We start from the raw sequence: 23,110 nt of genomic DNA on the forward strand, positions 1-23,110 counted from the left end.
GGCCGTTTCGGTTTGCGGGAGGATCAGTCCGGCATATCGAGAGCCACCGCGGTCGCCTCGCCGCCGCCAATGCAGATCGCGGCGATGCCGCGCCTTGCGCCGCGCTGGCGAAGTGCCGCGACGAGGGTCACCAGGATCCGGGCGCCGGAGGCGTCGATCGGGTGCCCGAGCGCACAGGCGCCGCCATTGACGTTCATGATGTCGTGCGAAATGCCGAGATCCTGCATGGCGATCATCGGCACCACCGCGAAGGCCTCGTTGACCTCGAAGAGATCGACGTCGCCGAGCCGCCAGCCGGCGGCGTCGAGCACGCGGCGGATGGCCTCTACCGGTGCGGAGGTGAACCGGGCCGGCTCGCCGGCGAAGCGGCTGGTCGCGACGATCCGCGCCAAAGGCGCGAGCCCTCGTTTCTCGGCAAAGGATTTGCGCGACAGGACCAACGCCGCCGCGCCGTCGGAGATCGACGACGAATTGGCGGCGGTGACGGTTCCGCCCTCCCGGAACGCCGGTCTCAGCAGAGGGATTCTGGCGGGGTCCGCCTTCCGGGGCTGCTCGTCATGGGTCACGGTCGACGTGCCCTTTCGGGTCGTCGTCGCCACGGGAACGATCTCGGTCGGCGTCTCCGGGCCTTCGGCGGCCAATGCCCGCGCCAGCGAGGCGGCGGCAAATTCATCCTGCGCCTGGCGGGAGAACTGGTACGCCTCGGCCGCGTCCTCGGCAAAGCTGCCCATCAGCCGCCCCTTGTCGTAGGCGTCCTCCAGCCCGTCGAGGAACATGTGGTCGAGGACCTCGCCGTGGCCGAGCCGGAGGCCGCCACGCGCCTTCGGCAGGAGATACGGCGCGTTGGACATCGACTCCATGCCGCCGGCAACCTGCAGCCCTTCGGGGCGGGCGATGAGGCCGTCATGTGCGATCATCACCGCCATCATGCCGGAGCCGCACATCTTGTTGACGGTGGTGCAGGGAACGGATGTCGGCAGGCCGGCACCGATCGCCGCCTGGCGTGCCGGGGCCTGGCCGAGGCCGGCGGGCAGGACGCAGCCCATCGTCACTTCCGCCACGTCACCCGGCGCGCCGCCGCAGCGCTCCAGCGCCGCGGCAATGGCGCATGCACCCAGTTGCGGGGCGGTCAGCGGCATGAGTTCGCCCTGAAAGCTCCCGAGCGGCGTGCGGGCGGCGGCGAGGATGACGACGAGATCCGGCACCGGCCTGCCTCCTCAGGCAGGCGGCCGCGTCGCGGCCAGCGACGGCCTGTCGGCGAACCGGTCGCGCAGTCCCCGCAGATGCGGCGTCGGCGGGATCCAGTCGGCGGCGGGAAAGCGCATGTCGACGTAGTCCAGCGCGACGATCGCGACGAGCTGCCCGAGATCGAGGTCTGCCAAGTCGCGGCCGACAAGGGCCGTGTCGACGACGCGCAGACCCTCGATGATCGCGTGGCGGCGCTTGCGGCCGAGATCCTGCTCGTCGAAGCCCGTGTCCTGAAAGCCGCCGCTGAGGATGCGGCGGCCGATCATGGTCTGAACCGCCGCGTCGCAGACGCCGAGTGCGGTGCCGGCAACCGCCAGGCAGGCTGGGTCCCACCCGCCGGCCCCGTCGTCGCCGGCCTGCCGCAGCTGTTCGGCATAGGCGGCGATCAGCAGGCATTCGGCGATGGCGGTGCCGTCGTCCAGCACCAGGCAGGGCACCCGGCCGGCGCTGTTGGCGGCCAGGAGCTCGGCAGGATCCGACCAGAGATCGACATTCCGAACGTCGAGATCGTCCACGCCCGCCTCGATCAGCGCGACATGGGCGATGCGGGCGAAGGGGGAGGTGGGGTTCTTGTAAAGACGCATGTCCTGCCTCGTGCTGGTGTTCGGCGCCCGAAGCTATCCGGCTCTAGCGATAGAGCAAGGTCGGCAGCCACATGGTGACCGCGGGAATGAAGGTGACGAGGCCCAGGACGAAGAACAGCGGCACCAGGAACGGCATGGTGGCGCGCATGCAGCGCTCGAACGGGACGCCGGAAACGCGCGACAGCACGTAGAGCACCATGCCGATGGGCGGCGTCAAAAGTCCGATCATCAGGTTCAGCACCATGATGACGCCGAAATGCACGGGATCGACGCCCATCTTGATGGCGATCGGCAGGAGCACCGGCGTCAGGATGGTGATCGCCGCGACCGTCTCCATGAAGCAGCCGACCACCAGCAGGATGAGGTTGATCAGCAAAAGGACGATAATCGGATTTTCTGACACGGTCAGGATCAGCGAGGCGAAATGCTCGGGCGCCCGGTTGGAGGTGAGTATCCAGGCGAAGATCGAGGCCGCCGCGACGATGAACAGCACCACGGCCGTCGTCTCGATCGTGTCGAAGGAGACCCGCAGGAAGCGCTTCAGCGACAGGCTGCGATAGACGAAGAGGCCGAGGATGAGGGCCCAGGCACAGGCGGCGATCGCCGCCTCGGTCGGGGTGAAGGCACCTGACAGGATGCCGCCGACGATGATCACCGGCGTCAGCAGCGACAGGAAGGCGCGCTTGAAGGTGAAGCCGAGGATCGACAGGCGGAAGGGCTGGTCGATCGGATAACCCCGCATGCGCGCATAGACGGCGATCATCACCATCAGCGACACCGCCATCAGGAGACCGGGGATGAAGCCGGCGGCGAAGAGCTGGCCGATCGAGGCGCCGGCGACGACCCCGTAGATCACCATCGGCAGCGATGGGGGGATGATCGGGCCGATGGTCGAGGAGGCGGCGGTGATGCCGACGGCGAAATCCGGCTCGTAATTGGCGTCGCGCATCGCCTTGATCTCGATGGCGCCGAGGCCGCCCGCGTCGGCGACGGCGGCGCCCGACATGCCGGCGAAGATCACCGATGCGCCGACATTGACGTGGCCAAGCCCGCCGCGCATCCAGCCGAAGATCGCCTTGGCGAAGTCGAAGATCCGCTCGGTGATGCCGGCGGCGTTCATCAAATTGCCGGCGAGGATGAAGAACGGGATGGCCAGCAGCGGGAAGGAATCGACGCCGTTGATCATGCGGTGGATGACGACGACGTCCGGCACCCGGCCCTCGACCAGGATGAAGATCGCTGACGAGCCGGCGAGTGCGATGGCCACCGGCACGCCGAGGATGATCATCCCGAGAAGGGAGGCAAAGAGGAGGATCAGGAGCATGGGGACCTGTCGACGTGGGACGACGGGCGGCGGTCGCGCAGGGCTTCCGCCGGCGGTTGCGGTGGGCGGCGTCGCGGAGCGGCAGGTGTCGGCGTCAAAGGCCGGTACCGGTGAGAGCGAAGCGTTCCGGGTCGATCAGCCGGCTGGTGCCGGTGCGCAGGTGCCGCACGAGGGCAAGAAGCGCGTAGAGCGCCATGAAGGCGAAGCAGGCGGTGACACCCCAGTAGATCCAGGATTTCGGCACGTCGATCGAGACCATCATCTGCTGGGTCTTGGTCGCCAGTTCGGCGCAGAACCAGCCCATCGTCGCGAAGAAGACGAGGGAGATGACGTCGACCGTCAGCTGCGCCACGTAGCGGCCGCGGCGCGAGAGATAGCGGTAGAACAGCTCGACCGCGATGTGGCTTTCCTTGCGAGCCGCCATGACCGACCCGATGAAGGTGACGCCGATCAGCAGGAAGCGCGCCACTTCCTCGGTCCAGCCGAGCGAGTTGTTGAGCACGTAGCGCGTGAAGAACTGCAGGAAGACCACGAAGGACAGGAGCCAGAAGACGAAGAGCACCAGCCCGTCGCTCCATCGGATGTCCGACAGGTCGACCGGCTCGGAGCTGAGCGCGCTCGGCTCTTCCGCCCGGATGCCCGCTTCGGGCTCCGGTCTCTGGGCGTCTGATGCCATCGTCGTCTCCGCTGCCTGCGTGAGGCCGGGCGGCGGCAGGGCCGCCCGGGATGATCCAGCCGAAGCGCCTATTCGATGGCCTGGAGGCGATCGTAGACCTCCTGTTCCCAGGTGGCGTCGGGGCCGTTGTGCAGTTCCATTGTCACCTCGCGGAAGGGCGCGACGTCGACCTCGTGGACGTTGACGCCCTGCTCCTTGAACCAGGCGGCGAGTTCCGCCTCGGTTTCGCGAACCTGCGTGGTGGCGCAGTCGGAAGCTTCCTTCAGAAGGCCGGTCAGGGCTTCGCGGTCGGCCTCGTCCATCTGGTCCCAGGTCGGGCCGCCGATAATGGTCAGCAGCGCGTCGTTGATATGGGCCGTCAGCGAGATGTCCGACTGGACCTCGTGGAACTTCTTCGCCTGGATCGTCGGCAGCGGGTTTTCCTGCCCGTCGACCGTGCCTTGCTGCAGTGCAAGGTATACTTCGGCAAAGGCGATGGGGGTGGGGTTTGCGCCGACCGCCTTGGGAAACATCATGTAGAGCGGCGCGTTCGGCACGCGGATCTTCATGGCGGCCATGTCCTCGGGCTTCAGGACCGGCTTGTTCGCCGTCACATGCCGCTGGCCGTAATAGGTGGTGGCGACGATGTGGTTGCCAGAGGCCTCGCGATAGCCCTCGGCGAGCTCGGCGAAGAGGTCCGACGAGCGGAACTTGTCCCAGTGGTCGTAGTTGCGGAACATGTAGGGTGCGCCGCCGATGGCCACCGCGCCGAAGGCACGGCCGGCAAAGAGCTGGCCGGTATAGATGATGTCCACCGTGCCAAGGCCGAGCCCCTCGTTGATGTCCTCCTCCTTGCCGAGCGAGGACGCCGGGAACACCTCGATGGCGTATCGATCCTCGGTGGCTGCCTTGAGCTTGTCCGACGTCTCGACGGCGCAGGTGTGGTAGGGCTCGCTGGCCTCGTAGACATGGGCCCATTTGAGCACCGTCTCCGCCGAGGCGGCGTTGGCGGACATCGCTAGCGCGGCCGCCGACGCGAGCAGCACGAACTTCTGGCGCGTATGTTTCATGTTCTTCCTCCCTAATGTATACACTGTTTTTTTGGCCATCATATTGGCTGCGCGTCGAAGCGCAATGGCGCGATGTGGTATTCTTCGGCGCGCCGCTTTGGCGGGCGCAGCCCATCCGCGGATGGCGATACCCACCATCACCGATCGCACCGGCGCCGGGGCGACCGCGAATGCAGGAACTCCCCGACCATGACCACGCCGACGGTCCGCCTCGACCCATCCGACAACGTCGTCACTGCGCTGCGCGCCCTGGAGGCCGGCACGGCGGTCGAGGAGACGCTGACGCTCGGGCTGATCCCGCGCGGCCACAAGATCGCGACCCGGACGATCCCCGCTGGCCAGCCGGTGATGAAATACGCGCAGATCATCGGCTACGCCGCCGAGGACATTGCCGCCGGCGCGCATGTCCACACCCACAATGTCGCGTTCCGCGGCACGGCGCATAATTACGACTTCGCCACGGATCTGCGGCCTGTCGCGATGGTGCCCGAGGCGCCGCGCGACACGTTCATGGGCTATCGCCGAGCCGACGGGCGGGTCGGGACGCGCAACACCATTGCCGTCCTCACCTCGGTGAACTGCTCGGCGACGGCCGCCCGCAAGATCGCCGAGGCCTTCAGGCCGGAGGAACTGGCGGCCTTCCCGAACGTCGACGGCGTCACGGCCTATGTCCACGGCACCGGTTGCGGCATGGGCGGCGACGGGGAGGGGTTCGACGCGCTGCAGCGGGTAATGTGGGGCTATGCGCGCCACCCCAACGTCGCCGGCGTGCTGATGGTCGGGCTCGGCTGCGAGGTCAACCAGATCGACTGGCTGCTCGAGGCCTACGGCATCGAGAAGGGCCCGATGTTCCAGGCGATGAACATCCAGGACGTCGCGGGCCTGCGCCGCACCGTCGAGATCGGCATCGAGAAGATCCGCGCCATGCTGCCGATCGCCAATGCCGCGACGCGCGAGCCATGCCCGGCCTCGGAGCTGATGGTCGGGCTGCAATGCGGCGGCTCCGACGCCTGGTCCGGGATCACCGCCAACCCGGCGCTCGGCTATGCCTGCGACCTCCTGGTCGCGCAGGGCGGCACCGGGGTGCTGGCGGAGACACCGGAGATCTACGGCGCCGAGCACCTGCTGACCCGCCGCGCCATCGACGAGAAAACCGGGCAGAAGCTCGTGAGACTGATCGAGTGGTGGGAGGACTACACCGCGCGCAACAAGGGCTCGATGGACAACAATCCCTCGCCCGGCAACAAGAAGGGCGGGCTGACGACGATCCTCGAGAAGTCGCTCGGCGCCGCCGCCAAGGGCGGCACCTCGCCGCTGACCGGGGTCTTCCGCTACGCCGAGCCGATCACGGCGCGGGGCTTCGTTTTCATGGATTCGCCCGGCTACGATCCGGCTTCGGTGACCGGCCAGATCGCGTCGGGCTGCAACCTCGTGGCGTTTACCACTGGGCGCGGGTCGGCGGCCGGCTTCAAGCCGGCGCCGTCGATCAAGATCGCGACGAACAGCGAGATGTACCGGCGGATGACAGAGGACATGGACTACGACGCCGGGCGCATCGTCTCCGAGGGCATGTCGATCGAGACGGCCGGCCGCGAGATCTACGAACTGCTGCTGCGCGTCGCCTCGGGCGAGGCGTCGAAGTCAGAGGCCCAGGGCCTCGGCGACTACGAGTTCGTGCCCTGGCAGATCGGCGCGACGATGTGAGGCGGGGCTCGCCCGGTCAGTTGCGGTGGAACGTGCCGAGGCCGGCCCGGTCGTAGAATTCCAGCGTCACGCTGTTGGCGCTGCCATCGCCACCCGATCGAAACCGCACCGCGGATAGCGGCGCGGCATTCTCGCCGATCGGCTCGAAGGTGAAGACGTCGCCATCGTAGGGGGTGAGCGGGAAGCGCTTGGGCGCGTCGGCGGGGCCCAGTTTCATCGACAGCATTCCATCGTCGGCCTCGACCACAAGCGGGCCGTAATAGCTGTTGTCATAGGTGCCGGCATAGGCGTCGTCGGTGCGCGGCGGTGCGGCGCGGGCGGGCGGTTCGGCATAATCGGGTCCGTCCCGCTCCGCGGCCATCATCTGGGCGAAGAAGCCGCCGATGAAGCTCAGCCAGTCGACGGTCTGCTCGCCATGTTGGGCGATGTCCATGAAGGTCGAGCCGATCGCCTCGGGCACGCCGATCGGCTCGCCGTTGGTGACGGCGGCGATGCCGAGCGCCTCGCCCGGCAGCAGCAGGATCGCCGTCGAGGTGCCGAGGACGAATGCACCGGAATGGCCGAGCGTCACGCGGCCGAGATCGTCATAGCCGACATTCCACCCCAGCCCGTAGAAGCCGGCCCGCTCGGTCGGGTCGGCCGGCAGGCGCCCCGCGATATGCGGCAGATGGGTGGTCGCCAACGCACCGGCACCGACGATGGGCTCGCCCTCGAAGGTGCCTGCGCCCAGCTGCAGGCGCAGATATTGCGCAAGGTCCAAGATCGAGCCGCTGGCACCGCCGGCCGGTGCCTGGGCATCCGGCATGCGGTCGTAGCGCGCTTCCCAGCGCCGCTCGGCCGGATCGCCGACGCGGACATGGATCCGCGCCCGGTTCGCATGGCTCAAATAATCCGCGTGGCGGAAGCTCGATCGGCTCATGCCGAGCGGCTCGAACAGAAGTCGCTGGGCCAGATCCTCGAATGGCTCGCCGGCAGCCTTGGCCGCCGCGACCGCGCCTGCGGTATAGCCGTAATTGCTGTAGTGGTAGGTGGAGCGGAACGGGTCCAGCGGCTGCTGATCGAGCCGCGACAGGATGGTCTCGCGGTCGAAGCCGAGATCCTCCAGGAGATCCCCGGCTCCGGTGTTCAGCCCCGAGCGATGCGACAAGAGGTCGGAGAAGGTCGCGTTTTCGGTGACATAGGGATCGGACAGCGCGAAGGACGGATCGTGGCCGCGCACCGGATCATCCCAGTCGAACAGCTCGTCGCCAACGAGACGGGCGAGGATCGTCGAGGTGATCGGCTTCGATACCGACGCGAGCATGAACACCGTGTCGGTGTCCACAAGCGCCGGCTGTCCGATCTCGCGCAGGCCGAAGCCCTTGGCATAAAGGATCTCGTCCCTGTAGACGACCGCGACCGCGACGCCGGGGATCCCGGTTTTCGCCATCGCGGCCTCGACGACGTCGTCGAGTCGGCCGACGGCGGCCTCCACGTGCTGCCGGTCAAGAAGCGGCGGCACCGGCGCGATGGGGGCGGGGAGGAGCGTCGCTGGCGACGATTCCGCATCGTCGGCGCCGGCAGGCGCCGGCACGAGACCGATGAAGGCGCCGAGGAGAGGCCAAAGCAGCCTTGGGGATATTGCCAGAACAGCCAACCGGATCATCGCGGTGCTCCCTCGCGTCAAGCCGGCTGAAAGCTGCCGGCCGCGGAAGCTTACGCTAGGTCAGACGGATGGGGAAATCCCGCCGCCGGGAGGCAGGGTTTGCCGCGTCAGCGGATCAGCGCGCCATAGTGGCGGACGACTTCGCCGGCCAGCGCATGGCCGCGGCGGACGGCGTCGGGCGCCGGGACGCCAGCGAGCCGCGCCGCGAGATATCCGGCGTTGAAGCTGTCGCCGGCGCCGGTCGTGTCGACAGCGTCGGTGATCGTCGCGGGCTGGATGCGCTCGCGGTGTTTGGGGGTCGCGACCAGCGCCGGATCGGCGCCGTCCTTGACCACCACTTCGCCGACGCCGCAGCCAAGATATCGCTCCGCCGTCGCATCAGGCGAAGCGTCGCCGAAGGCCGCTTCCTCGTCCGGGAAGCTGGGCAGGCAGATCGTCGAGACCGACGCGCCGGCGGTGATCGCATCGCGCATCTCGGCCGGGTTCGGCCAGAGCCGCGGCCTTATGTTCGGATCGAAGGCGACGGTCTTGCCGGCGGCCTTGGCCGCGCCGAGCGACTCGATCAGGCGTTGCCGGTCGGGCGCGGGCAGGATCGCCAGCGTGATGCCGGAGAAGTAGAAGGCGTCGCCCGCCGCGAAGGCCCGGGCGAGATGCGCCGGATCGGCGGCCAGCAGCCTGGCTGCGGCGCTGTCGCGCCAGTAGGAGAAGCTGCGCTCGGCACCTTCCAGATGGATCATGTAGAGGCCTGGCATACGCTCCGGTATGCGGCGGACGTGATCCGTCACGAGTCCGGCGTCGGCGAAGAAGGCCTGCATCTCGTCCGACGTGCCATCGGTGCCGAGGGCGGTCAGATAGGCGACGGCCCAGTCCGGGCCGAGTTCGCGGCGCAGATACCAGGCGGTGTTCAGCGTGTCGCCGGCAAAGCCCTTGCGGTAGAGCCCGTCTCCGGCGGAGGCGAGCTCCACCATGCACTCGCCGATCGAGACGATGATTGTCTTCGGCATGCTCACGCGGCGGCACCGTCGATGGCGTTCACCGCGGCGATCACGCCGCGCAGTTCGGCGAGGCCGCGCAGCCGTCCGATCAGCGGATAGCCGGGATGCGTGCCGCGGCCGACGTCGGAAAGCAGTTCGTGGCCGTGGTCGGGTCGCATCGGAATCTCCCAGTCGGCGCGGCCGGCGGTCTTGCGCCGGCGCTCTTCCGCAAGCAGGACGCGTATCAGCGCCACCATGTCGTTGTCACCACCCAGATGATCGGCTTCCTCGAAGGAGCCGTCTTCTTCCTTGGCGACATTGCGCAGATGGGCGAAATGGATGCGCTCGGCGAAACGCGCGGCGATGGCCGGCACGTCGTTGGCCGGGTTGGCGCCGAGCGAGCCGGCGCACAGCGTCAGGCCGTTCGCCGGCGAGTCGACGCAGTCCATGACGAAGGCGATGTCGTCGGCATTGGAGACGACGCGTGGCAGGCCGAAAAGCGGCCGCGGGGGGTCGTCCGGGTGGACGCAGAGCCGGATGCCGACCTCCTCGGCCGTCGGGACGACCTCTTCGAGGAAGCGCCGGAAATTCGCCCGGACGTCGTCGCGGCTTACGCCGTCATAGCGCTTCAGCACCTCGCGCAGGCCCGGCACGTCGTAGCGCTCGTAGGCGCCGGGCAGGCCCGCCATTATGGCGCTAAGCAGGCGCTCGCGCTCGGTCTCGTCCGAGGCATCGAACCACGCCTTGGCGCGGGCCAGCAAATCGGGCGCGAGACCGTCGGCGGCGCCCGGCCGCTCCAGCATGAAAACATCGAAGGCGACATATTCGTGCATGTTGAAACGCAGGCTGCTGCCGCCGCCGGGCAGGGGCTGGGCCAGTTGCGTGCGCGTCCAGTCGAGCAGCGGCATGAAATTGTAGCAGACGATCTCGATGCCGCAGGCGGCGAGATTGCGCAGCGACTGGCGATAGGCGTCGAAGATGCGCGACAGGTCGCCGTCGCCGAGCTTGATGCCCTCGTGCAGCGGCAGGCTCTCGACCACCTGCCAGCGCAGCCCGAGGGTCGGATCGGCCTCGATGATCGCCTGGCGGTCGCGGATTGCCGCTTCGCTCCAGATTTCGCCATAGGGGATTTCGTGCAGTGCGTTGACGATTCCCCGTGCGCCGGTCTGGCGAATCTCATGAAGCCCTATCCGGTCCTGCGGGCCGAACCAGCGCCACGTTTCCTGCATGTCTTCCCCCGTCTTCCGGCCCGGTCTCGCGGTGCCTCAGTCAATATTGGCGACGATCAGGCTTGTTCCGCGTCGTCGAAAAACTGCTCGAACTCGGCCTTCAGGCGCACGAGATGCTGGTTGAGGCGGCCGAGATGGGTGCGCATCGCGACCTCCGCCGCGGCCGGGTCGCCGGCCCTGATCGCCTCGTAGATCGCCATGTGGTCGTCGTAGACGGCCGGCTGGCCGAAGGCGAGGGAGAGGAAACGCATCCGGTCCATCTGCGCCTTCTGCTCGTCGATCAGCGTCCAGGCGAAGCCGCAGCCGGCGCCTTCCGCGATGAGGCGATGGAACATGTCGTCGAGCTGGTGGAATTCGCGCCGGTCGTCGGCGGCCTGGGCGGCGCGCTGCAGCTGCAGGTTCGCGCCCAGCTTCTCCACCAGCGCGGCGCGCTCGCCCTCGCAGGCCTCGCGAACGACCGCGACCTCGAGAGCTTCCCGGATGAAGCGGGCATTCAGCACTTCGCGGACGGAGATCTTGACGACTTCCGTGCGGCGCTGCGGCTGGATCTTGAGGTAGCCGGTCCGCGCCAGGCGGATGAACGCCTCGCGCACCGGCTGGCGCGAAACGCCCATGCGGCGGGCGATCTCCGCCTCCGAAATGCCGGTCCCCGGCGGCAGGCGCAGCTCGAGAATGGCCTGACGCAGCTCGGCAAACACCGCATCCGCGATCGTGCCGCGGGCAGGCAAAACAGGTGCTGAAAGAGCGGGTTGGTGCGGCATGGCCATCCTCTTGACACCCTTCGCATACTACCATACCAGTCCACACACAAGCTGAGGGTGAGGAGAACCATGGCGCTTCTGGCGGACGACAGGCTGTTTCCCACTGAAGCGCGCTCGCGGGCTATGGCCCGGTCGCTCTACGAGACCGTGAGGTCCCTGCCGATCGTCAGCCCGCATGGCCACACCGATCCGCGCTGGTTCGCCGAGAACCAGCATTTTCCCGACCCGGCGCACCTGATCGTTGTGCCCGACCACTACATTTTCCGGATGCTGGTCTCGCAGGGCGTGCCGTTGGCGGCGCTGGGCGTGCCCTCCGCCGACGGTTCGCCGGTCGAGACCGACGGGCGGGTGATCTGGCGGCGCTTCGCCGAGAACTACCATCTGTTCCGTGGCACGCCAACGCGGCTCTGGCTCGACGACGCCTTCCAGAACCTCTTCGGTATCGATGAGCGCCTCTCGGCCGAGAATGCCGACAGGGCCTATGACCGCATCGCAGAGTGCCTGGCGCAGGAAGACTTCCGCCCGCGGGCACTTTTCGAGCGCTTCGGCGTCGAGGTCATCGCCACCACCGAGGGGGCGCTCGACGATCTGGCTTTCCACCGCGCCATCAAGGAGAGCGGCTGGAGCGGCCGCGTCGTCACGACCTATCGCCCGGACGCGGTCGTCGACCCGGACTTTCCCGGCTTTGCCGCCAACCTCGTCCGGCTCGGCGAGCTGACCGGCTGCGACACCGGCACGTTCGCCGGCTATCTTGACGCGCATCGGGCGCGGCGGCGTTTCTTCCGTGAGCATGGCGCGACGGCGACGGACCACGGTCATCCGACCGCGCGCACCGCCAGTCTTTCCGCTGCCGAGGCTGCTGCGCTCTACGACCGCGTGCGCGACGGCCACGCTTCGGCCGACGAGCGCGAGCAGTTCCGGGCCCTGATGCTGACCGAGATGGCCAAGCTCTCGGTCGAGGACGGCATGGTGATGCAGATCCATGCCGGCTCGTTCCGCAACCATTCGGGTCCGGTCGCCGCCGCGTTCGGCCGCGACAAGGGCTTCGACATCCCCATGCCGACGAACTACGTCGACGCGCTCAAGCCGATGCTGGACGTGGTGGGAATGGAGCCGGGGCTCACCATCATCCTCTTCACCCTCGACGAGACCGTCTATGCCCGCGAGCTCGCGCCGCTGGCCGGCGTCTATCCGGCGCTGCGGCTCGGGCCACCCTGGTGGTTCTACGATTCCTTCCAGGGGATGAAGCGGTTCCGCGAACAGGTCACCGAGACAGCCGGCTTCTACAACACCGTCGGCTTCAACGACGATACCCGCGCCTTCTGCTCGATCCCCGCCCGGCACGACGTCGCGCGGCGGGTGGACTGCGGCTATCTCGCCGAGCTCGTGACGACAGGACGCCTCGACGAGGACGAGGCGTTCGAGGTCGCGCACGATCTCACCTATCGCCTGGCCAAGGAGGCCTACAGGCTCTAACGGCGGCATCGCCGCTGCATTCTGGGAGGAAGCACAACATGGGCATGATCAGAACTATCGCCACACGGCTCGCCGTCGCCACCGCGCTCGCCGGTCTCGCGTCTTCGGCCTTCGCGCAGGAAATCGTCCTGCGCTCGTCGGACACGCATCCGGACGGCTACCCGACCGTGGAGGCGGTCGAGTTCATGGGCGAACTCATCAAGGAGCGCACGGACGGGCGCATCGCGGTCGAGGTCTATCATTCGGCGCAGCTCGGCGAGGAAAAGGACACGATCGAGCAGACGCAGTTCGGCGTCATCGATCTCAACCGCGTCTCGATGGGCACGATGAACAACGTCGTCGAGGCGACGCGGGCGTTCTCGCTGCCCTACATCTTCCGCTCGACCGACCATCTGCATGCGGTCACCGACGGGCCGATCGGCCAGGAAGTGCTGGAGTCCTTCGCGCCGCACAACATGATCGGACTGGCGATCTACGACGCCGGCTTCCGCTCCTTCTACAACTCCAAGAAGCCGATCAACTCGATGGAAGACCTGGCGGGCATGAAGTTCCGCGTCATCCAATCCGACGTCTTCGTCGACATGGTCAATGCGCTCGGCGCCAACGCAACGCCGATGCCCTACGGCGAGGTCTATTCGGCCATCCAGACCGGCGTCATCGACGGCGCGGAGAACAACTGGCCGAGCCTGGAATCCTCCAAGCACTACGAGGTCGCCAAGTACTACACGCTCGACGAGCACATGAGCGTGCCGGAGATCCTCGTGATGTCGAAGATGAGCTGGGAGAAGCTCACGCCGGAAGACCAGGAGATCATCCGGACCGCGGCGCAGGACAGCGTCGCCGAGATGCGCAAGCTCTGGCAGGCGCGCGAGGCGGAATCGGAGAAGGTTGTCACCGACGCCGGCGTCGAGATCGTCCGCGAGATCGACAAGCAGCCCTTCATGGACGCGATGAAGCCGGTCTACGAGAAGCACGTCACCAGCGACGTCCTGAAGGACATGGTCGCCCGCATCCAGGCGACCGAGTAGGCCCCAGAACCGGGCACCCGCCGGCGCGAGCCGGGGGTGCCCGTCATCCATTCCCGCAACGAACGAAAGCCGCACGCACATGCGTGACGCACTGCTCGCGATCGACCCCTTCATTCGGCTCCTCGCGAAAGCCGCGCTCTACGCCGCCGGCGTCGGGCTCGTGGCGATGACGCTGGTCATCTTCTGGCAGGTCTTCGGCCGCTACGTGCTCAACAGCAGCCCGAGCTGGTCGGAATCCGTCGCCGTCATCCTGATGGCCTGGTTCATCTTCCTGGGCGCCTCGGTCGGCATTCGCGAGGGTTACCACCTCGGCTTCGACGTGCTGATGTACGTCATGCCGCCGACGGGAAAAATCGTCCTGCGCACGATCTCGGACCTCGCGGTACTCGGTTTCGCGCTCGCGATGATGATCTACGGGACCCAGCTGCTCCAGGGCACGTGGGGCGCTGTGATCCCGACGCTCGGCCTGTCCGTCGGCCTCAGCTTCCTGCCGCTCATCGTCGGCGGCGGCCTGTCCATCCTGTTCACCGTCGAGCGCATCCTGCGCCGCTTCAGCGGCCTCGAGAACGCCAACGCCTTCGCGATTGCGGACTGAAGCCACCATGGAACTCACCATCCTCTTCGGGACCTTCGTGTTCCTGTTGCTGATCGGCACGCCGATCGCCTTCTGTCTCGGCATCGCCTCGCTGGCGACGGTCATGTATATCGGCATCCCGCCGCTGATCGTCTTCCAGCGGCTGAATTCCGGCCTCAGCGTCTATGCGCTGCTCGCCATTCCGTTCTTCATCTATGCCGGCGACCTGATGGTCCGCGGCGGCATCGCCGGAAGGCTCGTCGCCTTCGCCGGCTCGCTCGTCGGCCACGCCCGCGGCGGCCTCGGGCAGGTGAACGTCGCGGCGTCGACGCTGTTCGGCGGCGTGTCGGGCTCGGCGGTCGCGGATGCCTCGGCCATCGGCGGCCTGATGGTGCCGCAGATGGAAAAGCGCGGCTACGGCGCCGACTACGCGGTGAACATCACCGTCGTCTCCTCGATCATCGCGCTGATGATGCCGCCGTCGCACAACATGATCATCTATTCGATCTCGGCCGGCGGCACGATCTCGATCGCCGACCTGTTCACAGCCGGCGTCGTGCCGGGGCTGCTGCTCGCCGCGAGCCTGATGGTCGTCAGCTGGTGGGTGGCGGTCCGTCGGGGATACCCGACCGAAAGCTTCCCCGGCTGGCGGATGGTGGCCATCCTGTTCGTCGGCGCCATTCCCGGCCTGCTGTTGATCGGCATCATCTTCGGCGGGGTGCGCTCGGGCGTCTTCACGGCGACGGAAAGCTCGTGCATCGCGGTCGTGTACGCCGTGGTGGCGACGATCATCTGCTATCGCTCGCTCAGCTTCCATGATTTCACCCAGGCAACCCTCGGGGCGGTCCGCACGACGGCCATGGTCCTGCTGATCATCGGCATGGCGGCTGCCTTCGGCTGGCTGCTCGCCTATCTGCGGGTGCCGGCCGAACTCGTCGCCTTCATGAAGAGCGTGTCGGACAACCCGTTCGTCATCCTCCTGATGGTCAACGTGATGCTGCTCGGCCTCGGCTCGTTCATGGACATGTCGCCGCTGATCATCATCACGACGCCGATCTTCCTGCCGGTTGTCACCGCCTATGGCGTCGACCCGGTGCAGTTCGGGGTGATCATGGTGCTCAATCTCGGCATCGGCCTCTGCACGCCGCCGGTCGGCGCGGTGCTCTTCGTCGGCTGCGCCATCGGCAAGATCTCGGTCTGGCAGGCGATGCGCTCGATCTGGCCGTTCTACGGCGCCGCGGTCTTCGTGCTGGCGCTGGTCACCTACGTCCCGGCCGTGTCGCTCTGGCTGCCGTCGCTGTTCCGGTGATCGCATGAATAGACTGTCGCTCCGGACGCTGCCGGACCTGGATCGCCAGGTCCGGAGGCCCACCTACGATCCGCGCACGACGGCGGCCGGCATCGTGCATCTCGGCGTCGGGGCGTTCCACCGCGCCCATCAGGCGGTGTATCTCGACGACATCCTCGCCGACGACCCGCAATGGGCGATCGTCGGCGCCTCGCTGCGCCGAGCCGACATGCGCGACGCGCTAGCCGCGCAGGACAATCTCTTCACGGTCGCCATCCGCTCCGGCGACGAGACCAGGCTGCGCGTCGTCGGCTCGCTGAAGGCGATCCACGTCGCGCCGGAGAACCCTGAAGCGCTGCTGGCCGCGATGTGCGACCCTGCGGTGCGCATCGTCTCGATGACCGTCACGGAAAAGGGCTATTGCCACGACCCGGCGACCGGCGATCTCGACCCGACGCATCCCGATGTTGCCGCCGATCTCGCCCGGCCGCGTGCCCCGATTTCGACGCCCGGCCTGCTGGCGGAGGCGCTGCGGCGGCGACGCGAGGCGAAGATCGTCCCGTTCACGGTGATGCCTTGCGACAATCTGCCGGAAAACGGGCCGACCGTGCACCGGATCGTCGCGCAATACGCCGCGCTGATCGATAGCGGCCTCGCGCGCTTCGTCGAGAACGACGTCGCCTTCGCCGGAACGATGGTCGACCGGATCGTGCCGGCGACGAGCGAGGCGGATATCGCCGAGATTGCGGCGACACTCGGCGTCGCGGATGCCTGGCCGGTGATGACCGAGCCGTTCACCCAATGGGTGATCGAGGATCGCTTTCCGACCGGACGCCCGGACTTCGCTTCCGTCGGCGTCGAGATGGTCAGCGATGTCGAGCCGTTCGAGCGGATGAAGCTGCGGATGCTCAACGGCTCGCACTCGACGCTGGCCTATCTCGGCTATCTCGCCGGCTACGAGACGGTGTCAGAAACCATGGCCGATCCGGCCTTCGAGCGGCTGGTCCGAGACCTCATGAGCGAGGAGGTCATCCCAACGCTCGACGTGCCCGGCGCCGACCTCGGGGCCTATCGCAACGCGCTCGTCCAGCGCTTCAACAACCCTGCGCTGAAGCATCGGACCTGGCAGATCGCCATGGACGGATCGCAGAAACTGCCGCAGCGGTTGCTCGGCACGGTTCGCGACCGGCTCGCCGCCGGGGCGCCGATCGGCCGGCTGGCGCTCGGCGTCGCCGCCTGGATGCGCTATGTCACCGGCATCGACGAGAAGGGCGCGGCGATCGACGTCAGGGACCCGCTGGCCGACCGGCTGAAGGCGATCGGCGAGGCGGCCGGCCGCGATCCCGAGAAGCTCGCTGCGGCCTATCTCGGCGTCGAGGAGATCTTCGGTCGCGACCTGGCGGGCTCGGATGCTTTCGTTCGCCCCGTCGTCGCCGCACTCGCGGCGCTTCTCGATCGCGGCGCCGCGGCAACCGTTTCGGAATACGGCCGCGGCGGAGCCGCAACGGCCTGAAGGAGAGAACATGAGCAATGCTACCGCACAGACCGCCGGCGCGTGGACGCAGGTGGACGAGAAGGTCCGGCGGCGGATCCTGTCGCACACGCCGGAGATGATGGTCGTCGAGGTCGAGTTCCAGCCCGGCGGCTACGGTCCGCCGCACGCCCACCCGCATCTGCAGTCGACCTACGTGAAATCCGGCAGCTTCGACTTCACGATCTCAGGCGAGATGCGGACGATCGGCGAGGGCGACAGCATCGTCGTGCCGTCGAACGCCGTGCATTCCTGCCAGAGCGCCAGTGGTGGTGGACTGATCGACGTCTTCGCCCCGGCGCGGGAAGACTTCCTCACGCCCTGACATCCGGCCTGCCACCGATTTACCCACGGCACCGCGGCGCCGTGGGTGCACCTACCAGACACCTGAAGGACGAGACCCCATGAAGATCGAAACACGCCAGGCGATCGACCCGCGCCACGCCAAGACCCTCGACACCGAAGGGCTGCGCGCTGAGTTCCTGATGGCGGGGCTGTTCCAGCCAGGCGAGATCAGCCTCGTCTACAGCCATTACGACCGGCTGATCGTCGGGGGTGCCGTGCCGGCCGGCGGCGAACTCGTGCTGGACAGCGCCAAGGAGACCGGCACGCCGGGCTTCCTCGACCGGCGCGAGGCGGTGGTGGTCAATGTCGGCACGGCGGGCAACGTGCGAACGGGGAGCGGCGCCTACGATCTCGGACATCGCGACATGCTCTATGTCGGGCTCGGCGACGCGCCGCTGACCTTTTCCGGCGAGGGCGCCCGCTTCTACATCCTCTCGGCGCCGGCGCATCGCCGCTTCGACACGCGGCTGGTGACGATCGACGCCGCCAAGCGGGTCGATCTCGGCGCCGCCGAGACGTCCAACGACCGCTCGATCTTCCAGTTCGTGCATCCCGACGTGATGGAGAGCTGCCAGATCGTCGTCGGCATGACGACGCTGCACAACGGCTCGGTCTGGAACACGATGCCGGCGCATCTCCATGACCGCCGCTCGGAAGCCTATCTCTATTTCGACCTGCCGGAAGAGGCGCGGGTGTTCCACATGATGGGCGATCCGGCCGAGACGCGGCATCTGGTGGTCAAGAACGAGGACGCGGTGCTGTCGCCGCCCTGGTCGATCCATTGCGGCGCCGGCACCGCCTCCTACACCTTCATCTGGGCGATGGCCGGCGACAATGTCGACTATCGCGACGTCGACATGGTCGCCATGAGCGACCTCAAATGAGCGGACGCTTCGACCTTTCCGGCAAGCGCGCCTTCGTCACCGGCGCCAATACCGGCATCGGGCAGGGCATCGCCGTCGCGTTGGCCGCGGCCGGCGCGACGGTGGCCTGCGCCGGTCGTTCGCCGATGGCCGAGACGCAGGCGGCGATCGCTGCCGCCGGCGGTGCGGCGAGCGAATGGCTGGGCGATCTCGCCGACAAGGACGTCGCGGTCGGCCGGTTCGAGGCGGCAGCCGCCGAGCACGGGGCCTTCGACATCCTGATCAACAATGCCGGCATCATCCGCCGGGCCGACGCGGTGGACTTCACCGAGGCGGACTGGGACGACGTGCTCGATCTCAACCTGAAGACGGCTTTCTTCCTGTCGCAGGCCTTCGGCAAGGCAGCGATCGCGGACGGGCGGCGCGGCTCGATCGTCAACATCGCCTCGGTGCTGACCTTCCAGGGCGGCATCCGCGTTGCCAGCTACACCGCCTCCAAGCACGGCATCGCCGGTGTCACCAAGCTGCTCGCCTGCGAGTGGGCCGGCAAGGACATCAACGTCAACGCCATCGCGCCGGGCTACATCGTCACCAACAATACAGCTGCCTTGCGCGACGATCCCGACCGGACCGCCGCGATCCTGTCGCGCATTCCGGCCGGTCGCTGGGGCGAGGCCTCCGACATCGGCGGCGCGGCGGTGTTCCTGGCGTCGGATGCGGCGCGCTACATCCACGGCGCCGTGCTGCCGGTGGATGGCGGCTGGCTCGCCCGCTGAGCAGCGGCTACAGCAGCACCTTCGGCTCGTGCCGGCCCTTGACCGGCAGGTCGAGCACGAAGGTCTTGCCGGCATCGGGGTCTTCCCGACGTTCGGCATCGGACAGCCCGCTCCAGGCGGAGGTGACGATCAGCCGGTCGGCGCTCTGGCCGACGAAGGCCGGACAGGTGACCCGGCTTGCGCCGATGGCGATGGAGCCGATGCGGGTGCCGCCCGGCGCGTAGGTGTCGAGCATGCCCGAGCCCCAGCGGGCGTTCCAGACCTGCCCCTCGGCGTCGCAGACCGAGCCGTCGATGCCGCCCTCGCGGCTCGTGTGATCGAAGAACAGCTGCGGTTCGCCGATCGGCAGGCCGTTATCCGGGTCGATGTCGACGCGCATCAGCCGGTAGTTCTTGGTGTCGGTGAAATAGGCGATGCACCCGTCCGGCGAGAAGCAGATGGAATTCGGAATGCCGATGCCGGGATAGAGCTGGCGCATTTCGCCGGCCCGGTACCAGTAGATGGCGCCGAGCCCTGCCTCGCCGTCGATGCCCATCGTGCCGACCCACAGCGCGCCGGAGGGATGCACGCGGCCGTCATTCGAGCGCGTGGCGGCGTTTTCCGCCTCCATCGGCCTGTGCAGCGACAGCCGGCCGCTGCGCCGGTCGCGGACGTAGAGCCCGTCCTGCGCCGCCATCAGCTGGCGGTCGCCGTCGATGACCGCCAAGACGCTCGCCATGAAGGGCAGGGGATGGACAGTCGCCTCGTCGGCATCCGTCGGCTTCTCGAGCAGCGCCTTGCCCTCGATGTCGAACCACCAGGCGGTGCCGGTCGCCGGGTCGTAGGTTGCGCCCTCGCCGAGCCGGCAGGCGATGCTGGAAAACACGCCGACCTTCACATCCGTCATTTCGATTCCTCCCGGTCAGGACAGTCTGCACGAGGCAAGAACGGCAGCACGTGGCAAGTCAAGCGACAAGCGCGCCCGCGACCTCCGTCCGGTCGCGACGGGGATCGAACGGATGCATCGAATGCAGCCGGAACGGCGCGCCGGGCTCCGGCTCGACGAAGATCGCCAGCCGGTCGATCGCGATCGGGGCGCCGTCGAGCGCGCCGAAGTGCTTGGCGAGCCGCTTCCCGACCTTGGCCTGGTCCTTCGCATCGACGGACCCGGTCAGAGTCATGTGGAAGCGGAAATCGTTGAACACGTAGGGATAGCCCCATTCGGCCAGCTGTTCGCGCTGGCGCTCGCTCAGCTTGTCCGGATTACGGCGCCGGATGTCCTCTTCGCTCATCGGCGCCCGCATCGGCTCGAACGTCCGCACGACTGCGGCGGCGAGTTCCACGAGCGCCACCGGCGGTGTTTCGGGGACGAAGGCGAAGAACGATCCCAGCCGGTCGATGACCAGCGCATCGATCGCGACGGCGTCGCGGGAGGCGCAGAAGGCGGCCAGGCGGGCATCGAGATCGGCGAGATCGGTATCGTCGGCGAGGTGGAACGGCGCCTTCATCGTGGCGTGGAAGCCGTAGCGCGCCGGCTGCTCGACGAGGGGATCGAGGCGCTTGTCGCGCGGCCGCGTCGGCTCCCCGTCGAAGGCGCCGCGGCCAAGCCATTCCGCCGCCGCCCGTGTCAGGGGGGCTCCGGCGGGCGGCGTAAAGTAGATGGCGGCGCGCATGGGCGGGGTCACAGTCAGCTTGGTGGGGCGGCGGCCGCAGGAGGCGCCACGGGGAACCGCATATTGTCTTGCGGCGGGGCGGACATAGGCCCCTCGACGCGATTTGCCCAGCGCTGGCCGGTCCGCGTGGCGGGCTCAGAGCCAGATCGGGTTCGACCAGGCGCGGTGGCCGGCGGCATCGGTCACCACCACCCGGCACCAGTCGCCGGCAAACCGCGACAGCGGCAGGGTGGCTCTGGTCAGCTGGCGGCCGGTCGCGCATTCGGCCCGCGAACCGCGCCCGACGAGCGAGACCGTGACGGCCGGCGAGGAGGTGATCTCGATCTGGTCGGCTTCGACGACGATATCGAGGATCGCCGGCCCTTGCGTCGAGTAGTAGGCGCCGGCCTTCATCGCCGCGAGCAGCGCCTCGGGCTCGTTTGCCTCGGCCTTCACCATCATCCAGCCGCCGTTGTAGTCGGCCAGCTTGAAATGCGCGTCGTCGGCGGCGTAGCCGGTCAGGCGATGGCCTTCGTTGAGCAGCGCGTCGAGCAGCATCGTGCCGTCGCCGCGGGCGCATTCGACGTCGCAGCCGGTGTTCCAGATCTCGACTGCATGGGCGATGCCGGCCATCTGGCGTCCGTCCTCGATGGTCAGAGACGACCATTGCGGATGGGCGATTCCGAGGAAGGCGCCGGCGGCCACGGCCCGCGCCGCCAGCGCGACGGCATCCTCGTCCGGCTCGAGCGGCGCGAAGTCGAGCGGCAGGCCGCAGGCCAGGAGGTGCCAGATCTCGCCGTGGCTGTTCTCGGGCGCGTGGATCTCGGCGCCGAAGATGGTCGTCAGCCGGTTGCTGCGGAAGGCCGTCGTGTCGGTGACGGGAAAGCCGAAGCGCTCGAGGAAATGGTCCGACAGGCAGAGAAAGTCGTAGCCGGCCTCCTCGTAATGGCGGCAGACCGATTGCGGCGAAAGCGCGCCGTCGGAGCGATCCGAATGTGTGTGGATGTTGCCGCGATGGAAGCGGCCGGCAGCCGTGAAGGCGGACAATCCGGTCATCTTTTTTCCTGCTCTTGCCGGATAACGGGTTACCGGTGCTTAATATCGGATTGATGACGGATCGTCGCCGAAGCATCTCGCCGATCACCAGTGGATTGCGGCGAGAGAGCGACATCCAAGTGTCATGTGCCGGTGCTAACGCACCGGCGCTCCGAGTGAGACGACTGGGGTTGACCGCCTTCGCCGATCCGGCGGAAGGCCAGAGAGGGTTTCCGCATGAACAGCTCCTGCAAACGCGTCGCGGCATTGACCGCGATCCTGTCGCTTTCCACCAGCGCGGCCTTTGCCCAGACGGCCGACGGCGCGGCGATGTCGATGGACGAACTTGTCGCCGCGGCCAAGGAAGAAGGCCAGCTGACGACGATCGCCCTGCCGCACGACTGGTGCAATTACGGCGAGATGATCGCGGGCTTCAAGGAGAAGTACGGGATCGCCATCAACGAGCTCAACCCGAATGCAGGCTCCGGCGACGAGATCGAGGCGATCAAGGCCAACCAGGGCAATACCGGCCCGCAGGCACCGGACGTCATCGACGTCGGCCTCTCCTTCGGCCCGGCGGCGCAGGCCGAGGGCCTGCTGATGCCCTACAAGGTCTCCACCTGGGACGAGATCCCGGACGACGCCAAGGATGCCGACGGCCACTGGTACGGCGATTATTACGGCGTTCTTTCCTTCCAGGTGAACAAGGACATCGTCGACGAGGTTCCGCAGGATTGGGACGACCTCCTGAAGCCGGAATTCGCCAATTCGGTCGCGCTTTCGGGCGACCCGCGCTCGTCGAACCAGGCAATTCAGGCTGTCTACGCCGCCGGCCTGGCTGCCCAGCCGGACGGTGACGGCGCTGCCGTCGGACAGGCCGGTCTCGACTTCTTCAAGCGGCTCAACGAAGCCGGCAATTTCGTGCCGGTGGTCGGTTCGACCGCGACCTTGGCACAGGGCACGACGCCGGTGCTCATCCACTGGGACTACAACGCGCTTTCCTCGCGCGACACGCTGGGCGATAACCCGCCGACCGAAGTCGTCGTGCCGGCTTCCGGCGTCGTCGCCGGCGTCTACGTTCAGGGCATCAGCGCCTACGCGCCGCATCCGAACGCCGCCAAGCTCTGGATGGAGTATCTCTACTCGGACGAGGGCCAGCTGACCTGGCTGAAGGGTTACTGCCACCCGATCCGCTTCAATGCCATGTCGGCCGCCGGCAAGATCCCGCAGGACCTGCTCGACGCGCTGCCGCCTGCGGCCTCCTACGAAGCCGCGAAGTTCCCGACCCTCGAGGAACAGGACGCGGCCAAGACGGCAATCACCACGCAGTGGGACAGCGTCGTCGGCGCCACCGTTCAGTAATCTGAAC

The 23,110-nt window shown here is 67.6% G+C and carries 22 protein-coding genes; 10 read left to right on the forward strand and 12 right to left on the reverse strand.

Annotation, left to right across the window (positions count from 1 at the left end; genetic code table 11):
* Positions 1–23: 23 nt before the first annotated feature.
* From GTW51_RS17245 to GTW51_RS17265, 5 genes are all read right to left on the reverse strand, one after another.
* Entirely contained in the window at positions 24–1,205 is a 1,182-nt protein-coding gene (locus GTW51_RS17245; protein ID WP_163045284.1) for an acetyl-CoA C-acyltransferase, read from the reverse strand.
* A 12-nt stretch (positions 1,206–1,217) separates the two neighbouring features.
* Positions 1,218–1,832 (reverse strand): glutathione S-transferase family protein, encoded by a 615-nt coding sequence (locus GTW51_RS17250; RefSeq protein WP_163045285.1) that lies wholly within the window; start codon positions 1,830–1,832, stop codon positions 1,218–1,220.
* A 43-nt stretch (positions 1,833–1,875) separates the two neighbouring features.
* Positions 1,876–3,156, reverse strand: a complete 1,281-nt coding sequence (locus tag GTW51_RS17255; protein WP_163045286.1) for a TRAP transporter large permease — start codon at positions 3,154–3,156, stop codon at positions 1,876–1,878.
* A 94-nt stretch (positions 3,157–3,250) separates the two neighbouring features.
* Complete coding sequence (locus GTW51_RS17260; protein WP_163045287.1) at positions 3,251–3,832, reverse strand: TRAP transporter small permease; 582 nt, start codon at positions 3,830–3,832, stop codon at positions 3,251–3,253.
* A 68-nt stretch (positions 3,833–3,900) separates the two neighbouring features.
* Positions 3,901–4,881: a sialic acid TRAP transporter substrate-binding protein SiaP gene (locus GTW51_RS17265; RefSeq protein ID WP_163045288.1), complete on the reverse strand. Its 981-nt coding sequence runs from the start codon at positions 4,879–4,881 to the stop codon at positions 3,901–3,903.
* 189 nt (positions 4,882–5,070) lie between these two features.
* Here GTW51_RS17265 and GTW51_RS17270 point away from each other — a divergent pair, with 189 nt between their 5' ends.
* Positions 5,071–6,585 carry a UxaA family hydrolase gene (locus tag GTW51_RS17270; protein WP_163045289.1) on the forward strand — a complete coding sequence of 505 codons (1,515 nt, stop codon included), beginning with the start codon at positions 5,071–5,073 and terminating at the stop codon, positions 6,583–6,585.
* 16 nt (positions 6,586–6,601) lie between these two features.
* Here the strand turns inward: GTW51_RS17270 and GTW51_RS17275 are convergent, their stop codons facing one another.
* The 4 genes from GTW51_RS17275 to GTW51_RS17290 form a co-directional block, all read right to left on the reverse strand.
* Positions 6,602–8,230 carry a serine hydrolase gene (locus tag GTW51_RS17275; RefSeq protein ID WP_163045290.1) on the reverse strand — a complete coding sequence of 543 codons (1,629 nt, stop codon included), beginning with the start codon at positions 8,228–8,230 and terminating at the stop codon, positions 6,602–6,604.
* Between the two features lie 107 nt (positions 8,231–8,337).
* A complete protein-coding gene (locus tag GTW51_RS17280) occupies positions 8,338–9,234 on the reverse strand; it encodes a sugar kinase (RefSeq protein ID WP_163045366.1) in 897 nt (298 codons plus the stop codon).
* Between the two features lie 2 nt (positions 9,235–9,236).
* Positions 9,237–10,433, reverse strand: a complete 1,197-nt coding sequence (gene uxuA, locus GTW51_RS17285; protein ID WP_163045291.1) for a mannonate dehydratase — start codon at positions 10,431–10,433, stop codon at positions 9,237–9,239.
* A 56-nt stretch (positions 10,434–10,489) separates the two neighbouring features.
* On the reverse strand, positions 10,490–11,194 hold the full coding sequence (locus GTW51_RS17290) for a GntR family transcriptional regulator (RefSeq protein WP_163045293.1): 705 nt from the start codon (positions 11,192–11,194) through the stop codon (positions 10,490–10,492).
* 69 nt (positions 11,195–11,263) lie between these two features.
* On the opposite strand from GTW51_RS17290, the gene uxaC reads away from it, so the two are divergent.
* The 8 genes from uxaC (at position 11,264) to kduD (ending at position 19,075) form a co-directional block, all read left to right on the forward strand.
* Positions 11,264–12,670 (forward strand): glucuronate isomerase, encoded by a 1,407-nt coding sequence (gene uxaC / locus GTW51_RS17295; RefSeq protein WP_163045294.1) that lies wholly within the window; start codon positions 11,264–11,266, stop codon positions 12,668–12,670.
* A gap of 44 nt (positions 12,671–12,714) precedes the next feature.
* The gene (locus tag GTW51_RS17300) at positions 12,715–13,698 is read left to right on the forward strand and encodes a TRAP transporter substrate-binding protein (RefSeq protein WP_425483275.1); all 984 of its coding nucleotides are present in this window, start codon (positions 12,715–12,717) and stop codon (positions 13,696–13,698) included.
* Positions 13,699–13,777: 79 nt separating this feature from the next.
* Positions 13,778–14,293, forward strand: a complete 516-nt coding sequence (locus GTW51_RS17305) for a TRAP transporter small permease (RefSeq protein ID WP_163045296.1) — start codon at positions 13,778–13,780, stop codon at positions 14,291–14,293.
* Positions 14,294–14,300: 7 nt separating this feature from the next.
* A complete protein-coding gene (locus tag GTW51_RS17310) occupies positions 14,301–15,581 on the forward strand; it encodes a TRAP transporter large permease (RefSeq protein WP_163045297.1) in 1,281 nt (426 codons plus the stop codon).
* 4 nt (positions 15,582–15,585) lie between these two features.
* Positions 15,586–17,073, forward strand: a complete 1,488-nt coding sequence (locus GTW51_RS17315; RefSeq protein WP_163045298.1) for a mannitol dehydrogenase family protein — start codon at positions 15,586–15,588, stop codon at positions 17,071–17,073.
* A gap of 10 nt (positions 17,074–17,083) precedes the next feature.
* A complete protein-coding gene (locus GTW51_RS17320) occupies positions 17,084–17,416 on the forward strand; it encodes a cupin domain-containing protein (protein ID WP_163045299.1) in 333 nt (110 codons plus the stop codon).
* A gap of 79 nt (positions 17,417–17,495) precedes the next feature.
* Entirely contained in the window at positions 17,496–18,320 is an 825-nt protein-coding gene (gene kduI / locus GTW51_RS17325; protein WP_163045301.1) for a 5-dehydro-4-deoxy-D-glucuronate isomerase, read from the forward strand.
* Complete coding sequence (kduD, locus tag GTW51_RS17330; RefSeq protein ID WP_163045302.1) at positions 18,317–19,075, forward strand: 2-dehydro-3-deoxy-D-gluconate 5-dehydrogenase KduD; 759 nt, start codon at positions 18,317–18,319, stop codon at positions 19,073–19,075. Before kduI ends, kduD begins: the two co-directional genes overlap by 4 nt.
* A 7-nt stretch (positions 19,076–19,082) precedes the next feature.
* Here the strand turns inward: kduD and GTW51_RS17335 are convergent, their stop codons facing one another.
* The 3 genes from GTW51_RS17335 to GTW51_RS17345 form a co-directional block, all read right to left on the reverse strand.
* Positions 19,083–19,961, reverse strand: coding sequence for an SMP-30/gluconolactonase/LRE family protein (locus GTW51_RS17335; RefSeq protein ID WP_163045303.1), 879 nt, complete (start codon positions 19,959–19,961; stop codon positions 19,083–19,085).
* A 58-nt stretch (positions 19,962–20,019) separates the two neighbouring features.
* The gene (locus GTW51_RS17340) at positions 20,020–20,727 is read right to left on the reverse strand and encodes a DUF1045 domain-containing protein (protein WP_163045304.1); all 708 of its coding nucleotides are present in this window, start codon (positions 20,725–20,727) and stop codon (positions 20,020–20,022) included.
* 135 nt (positions 20,728–20,862) lie between these two features.
* Positions 20,863–21,762, reverse strand: coding sequence for a CehA/McbA family metallohydrolase (locus GTW51_RS17345; RefSeq protein ID WP_163045305.1), 900 nt, complete (start codon positions 21,760–21,762; stop codon positions 20,863–20,865).
* 216 nt (positions 21,763–21,978) lie between these two features.
* Here GTW51_RS17345 and GTW51_RS17350 point away from each other — a divergent pair, with 216 nt between their 5' ends.
* Positions 21,979–23,103, forward strand: coding sequence for an ABC transporter substrate-binding protein (locus GTW51_RS17350; protein ID WP_163045307.1), 1,125 nt, complete (start codon positions 21,979–21,981; stop codon positions 23,101–23,103).
* Positions 23,104–23,110: the final 7 nt, after the last annotated feature.

Origin of the sequence: Aurantimonas aggregata (assembly GCF_010500835.1) — a bacterium.
GTDB classification, from domain to species: domain Bacteria; phylum Pseudomonadota; class Alphaproteobacteria; order Rhizobiales; family Rhizobiaceae; genus Aurantimonas; species Aurantimonas aggregata.

Bases quoted from the DNA above. Each gene is read 5' to 3' on its own strand.
- GTW51_RS17250 (WP_163045285.1), bottom strand. From the start codon at position 1,832: ATGCGTCTTTACAAGAACCCCACCTCCCCCTTCGCCCGCATCGCCCAT.
- GTW51_RS17255 (WP_163045286.1), bottom strand. From the start codon at position 3,156: ATGCTCCTGATCCTCCTCTTTGCCTCCCTTCTCGGGATGATCATCCTC.
- GTW51_RS17260 (WP_163045287.1), bottom strand. From the start codon at position 3,832: ATGGCATCAGACGCCCAGAGACCGGAGCCCGAAGCGGGCATCCGGGCG.
- GTW51_RS17265 (WP_163045288.1), bottom strand. From the start codon at position 4,881: ATGAAACATACGCGCCAGAAGTTCGTGCTGCTCGCGTCGGCGGCCGCG.
- GTW51_RS17270 (WP_163045289.1), top strand. From the start codon at position 5,071: ATGACCACGCCGACGGTCCGCCTCGACCCATCCGACAACGTCGTCACT.
- GTW51_RS17275 (WP_163045290.1), bottom strand. From the start codon at position 8,230: ATGATCCGGTTGGCTGTTCTGGCAATATCCCCAAGGCTGCTTTGGCCT.
- GTW51_RS17280 (WP_163045366.1), bottom strand. From the start codon at position 9,234: ATGCCGAAGACAATCATCGTCTCGATCGGCGAGTGCATGGTGGAGCTC.
- uxuA (WP_163045291.1), bottom strand. From the start codon at position 10,433: ATGCAGGAAACGTGGCGCTGGTTCGGCCCGCAGGACCGGATAGGGCTT.
- GTW51_RS17290 (WP_163045293.1), bottom strand. From the start codon at position 11,194: ATGCCGCACCAACCCGCTCTTTCAGCACCTGTTTTGCCTGCCCGCGGC.
- uxaC (WP_163045294.1), top strand. From the start codon at position 11,264: ATGGCGCTTCTGGCGGACGACAGGCTGTTTCCCACTGAAGCGCGCTCG.
- GTW51_RS17300 (WP_425483275.1), top strand. From the start codon at position 12,715: ATGATCAGAACTATCGCCACACGGCTCGCCGTCGCCACCGCGCTCGCC.
- GTW51_RS17305 (WP_163045296.1), top strand. From the start codon at position 13,778: ATGCGTGACGCACTGCTCGCGATCGACCCCTTCATTCGGCTCCTCGCG.
- GTW51_RS17310 (WP_163045297.1), top strand. From the start codon at position 14,301: ATGGAACTCACCATCCTCTTCGGGACCTTCGTGTTCCTGTTGCTGATC.
- GTW51_RS17315 (WP_163045298.1), top strand. From the start codon at position 15,586: ATGAATAGACTGTCGCTCCGGACGCTGCCGGACCTGGATCGCCAGGTC.
- GTW51_RS17320 (WP_163045299.1), top strand. From the start codon at position 17,084: ATGAGCAATGCTACCGCACAGACCGCCGGCGCGTGGACGCAGGTGGAC.
- kduI (WP_163045301.1), top strand. From the start codon at position 17,496: ATGAAGATCGAAACACGCCAGGCGATCGACCCGCGCCACGCCAAGACC.
- kduD (WP_163045302.1), top strand. From the start codon at position 18,317: ATGAGCGGACGCTTCGACCTTTCCGGCAAGCGCGCCTTCGTCACCGGC.
- GTW51_RS17335 (WP_163045303.1), bottom strand. From the start codon at position 19,961: ATGACGGATGTGAAGGTCGGCGTGTTTTCCAGCATCGCCTGCCGGCTC.
- GTW51_RS17340 (WP_163045304.1), bottom strand. From the start codon at position 20,727: ATGCGCGCCGCCATCTACTTTACGCCGCCCGCCGGAGCCCCCCTGACA.
- GTW51_RS17345 (WP_163045305.1), bottom strand. From the start codon at position 21,762: ATGACCGGATTGTCCGCCTTCACGGCTGCCGGCCGCTTCCATCGCGGC.
- GTW51_RS17350 (WP_163045307.1), top strand. From the start codon at position 21,979: ATGAACAGCTCCTGCAAACGCGTCGCGGCATTGACCGCGATCCTGTCG.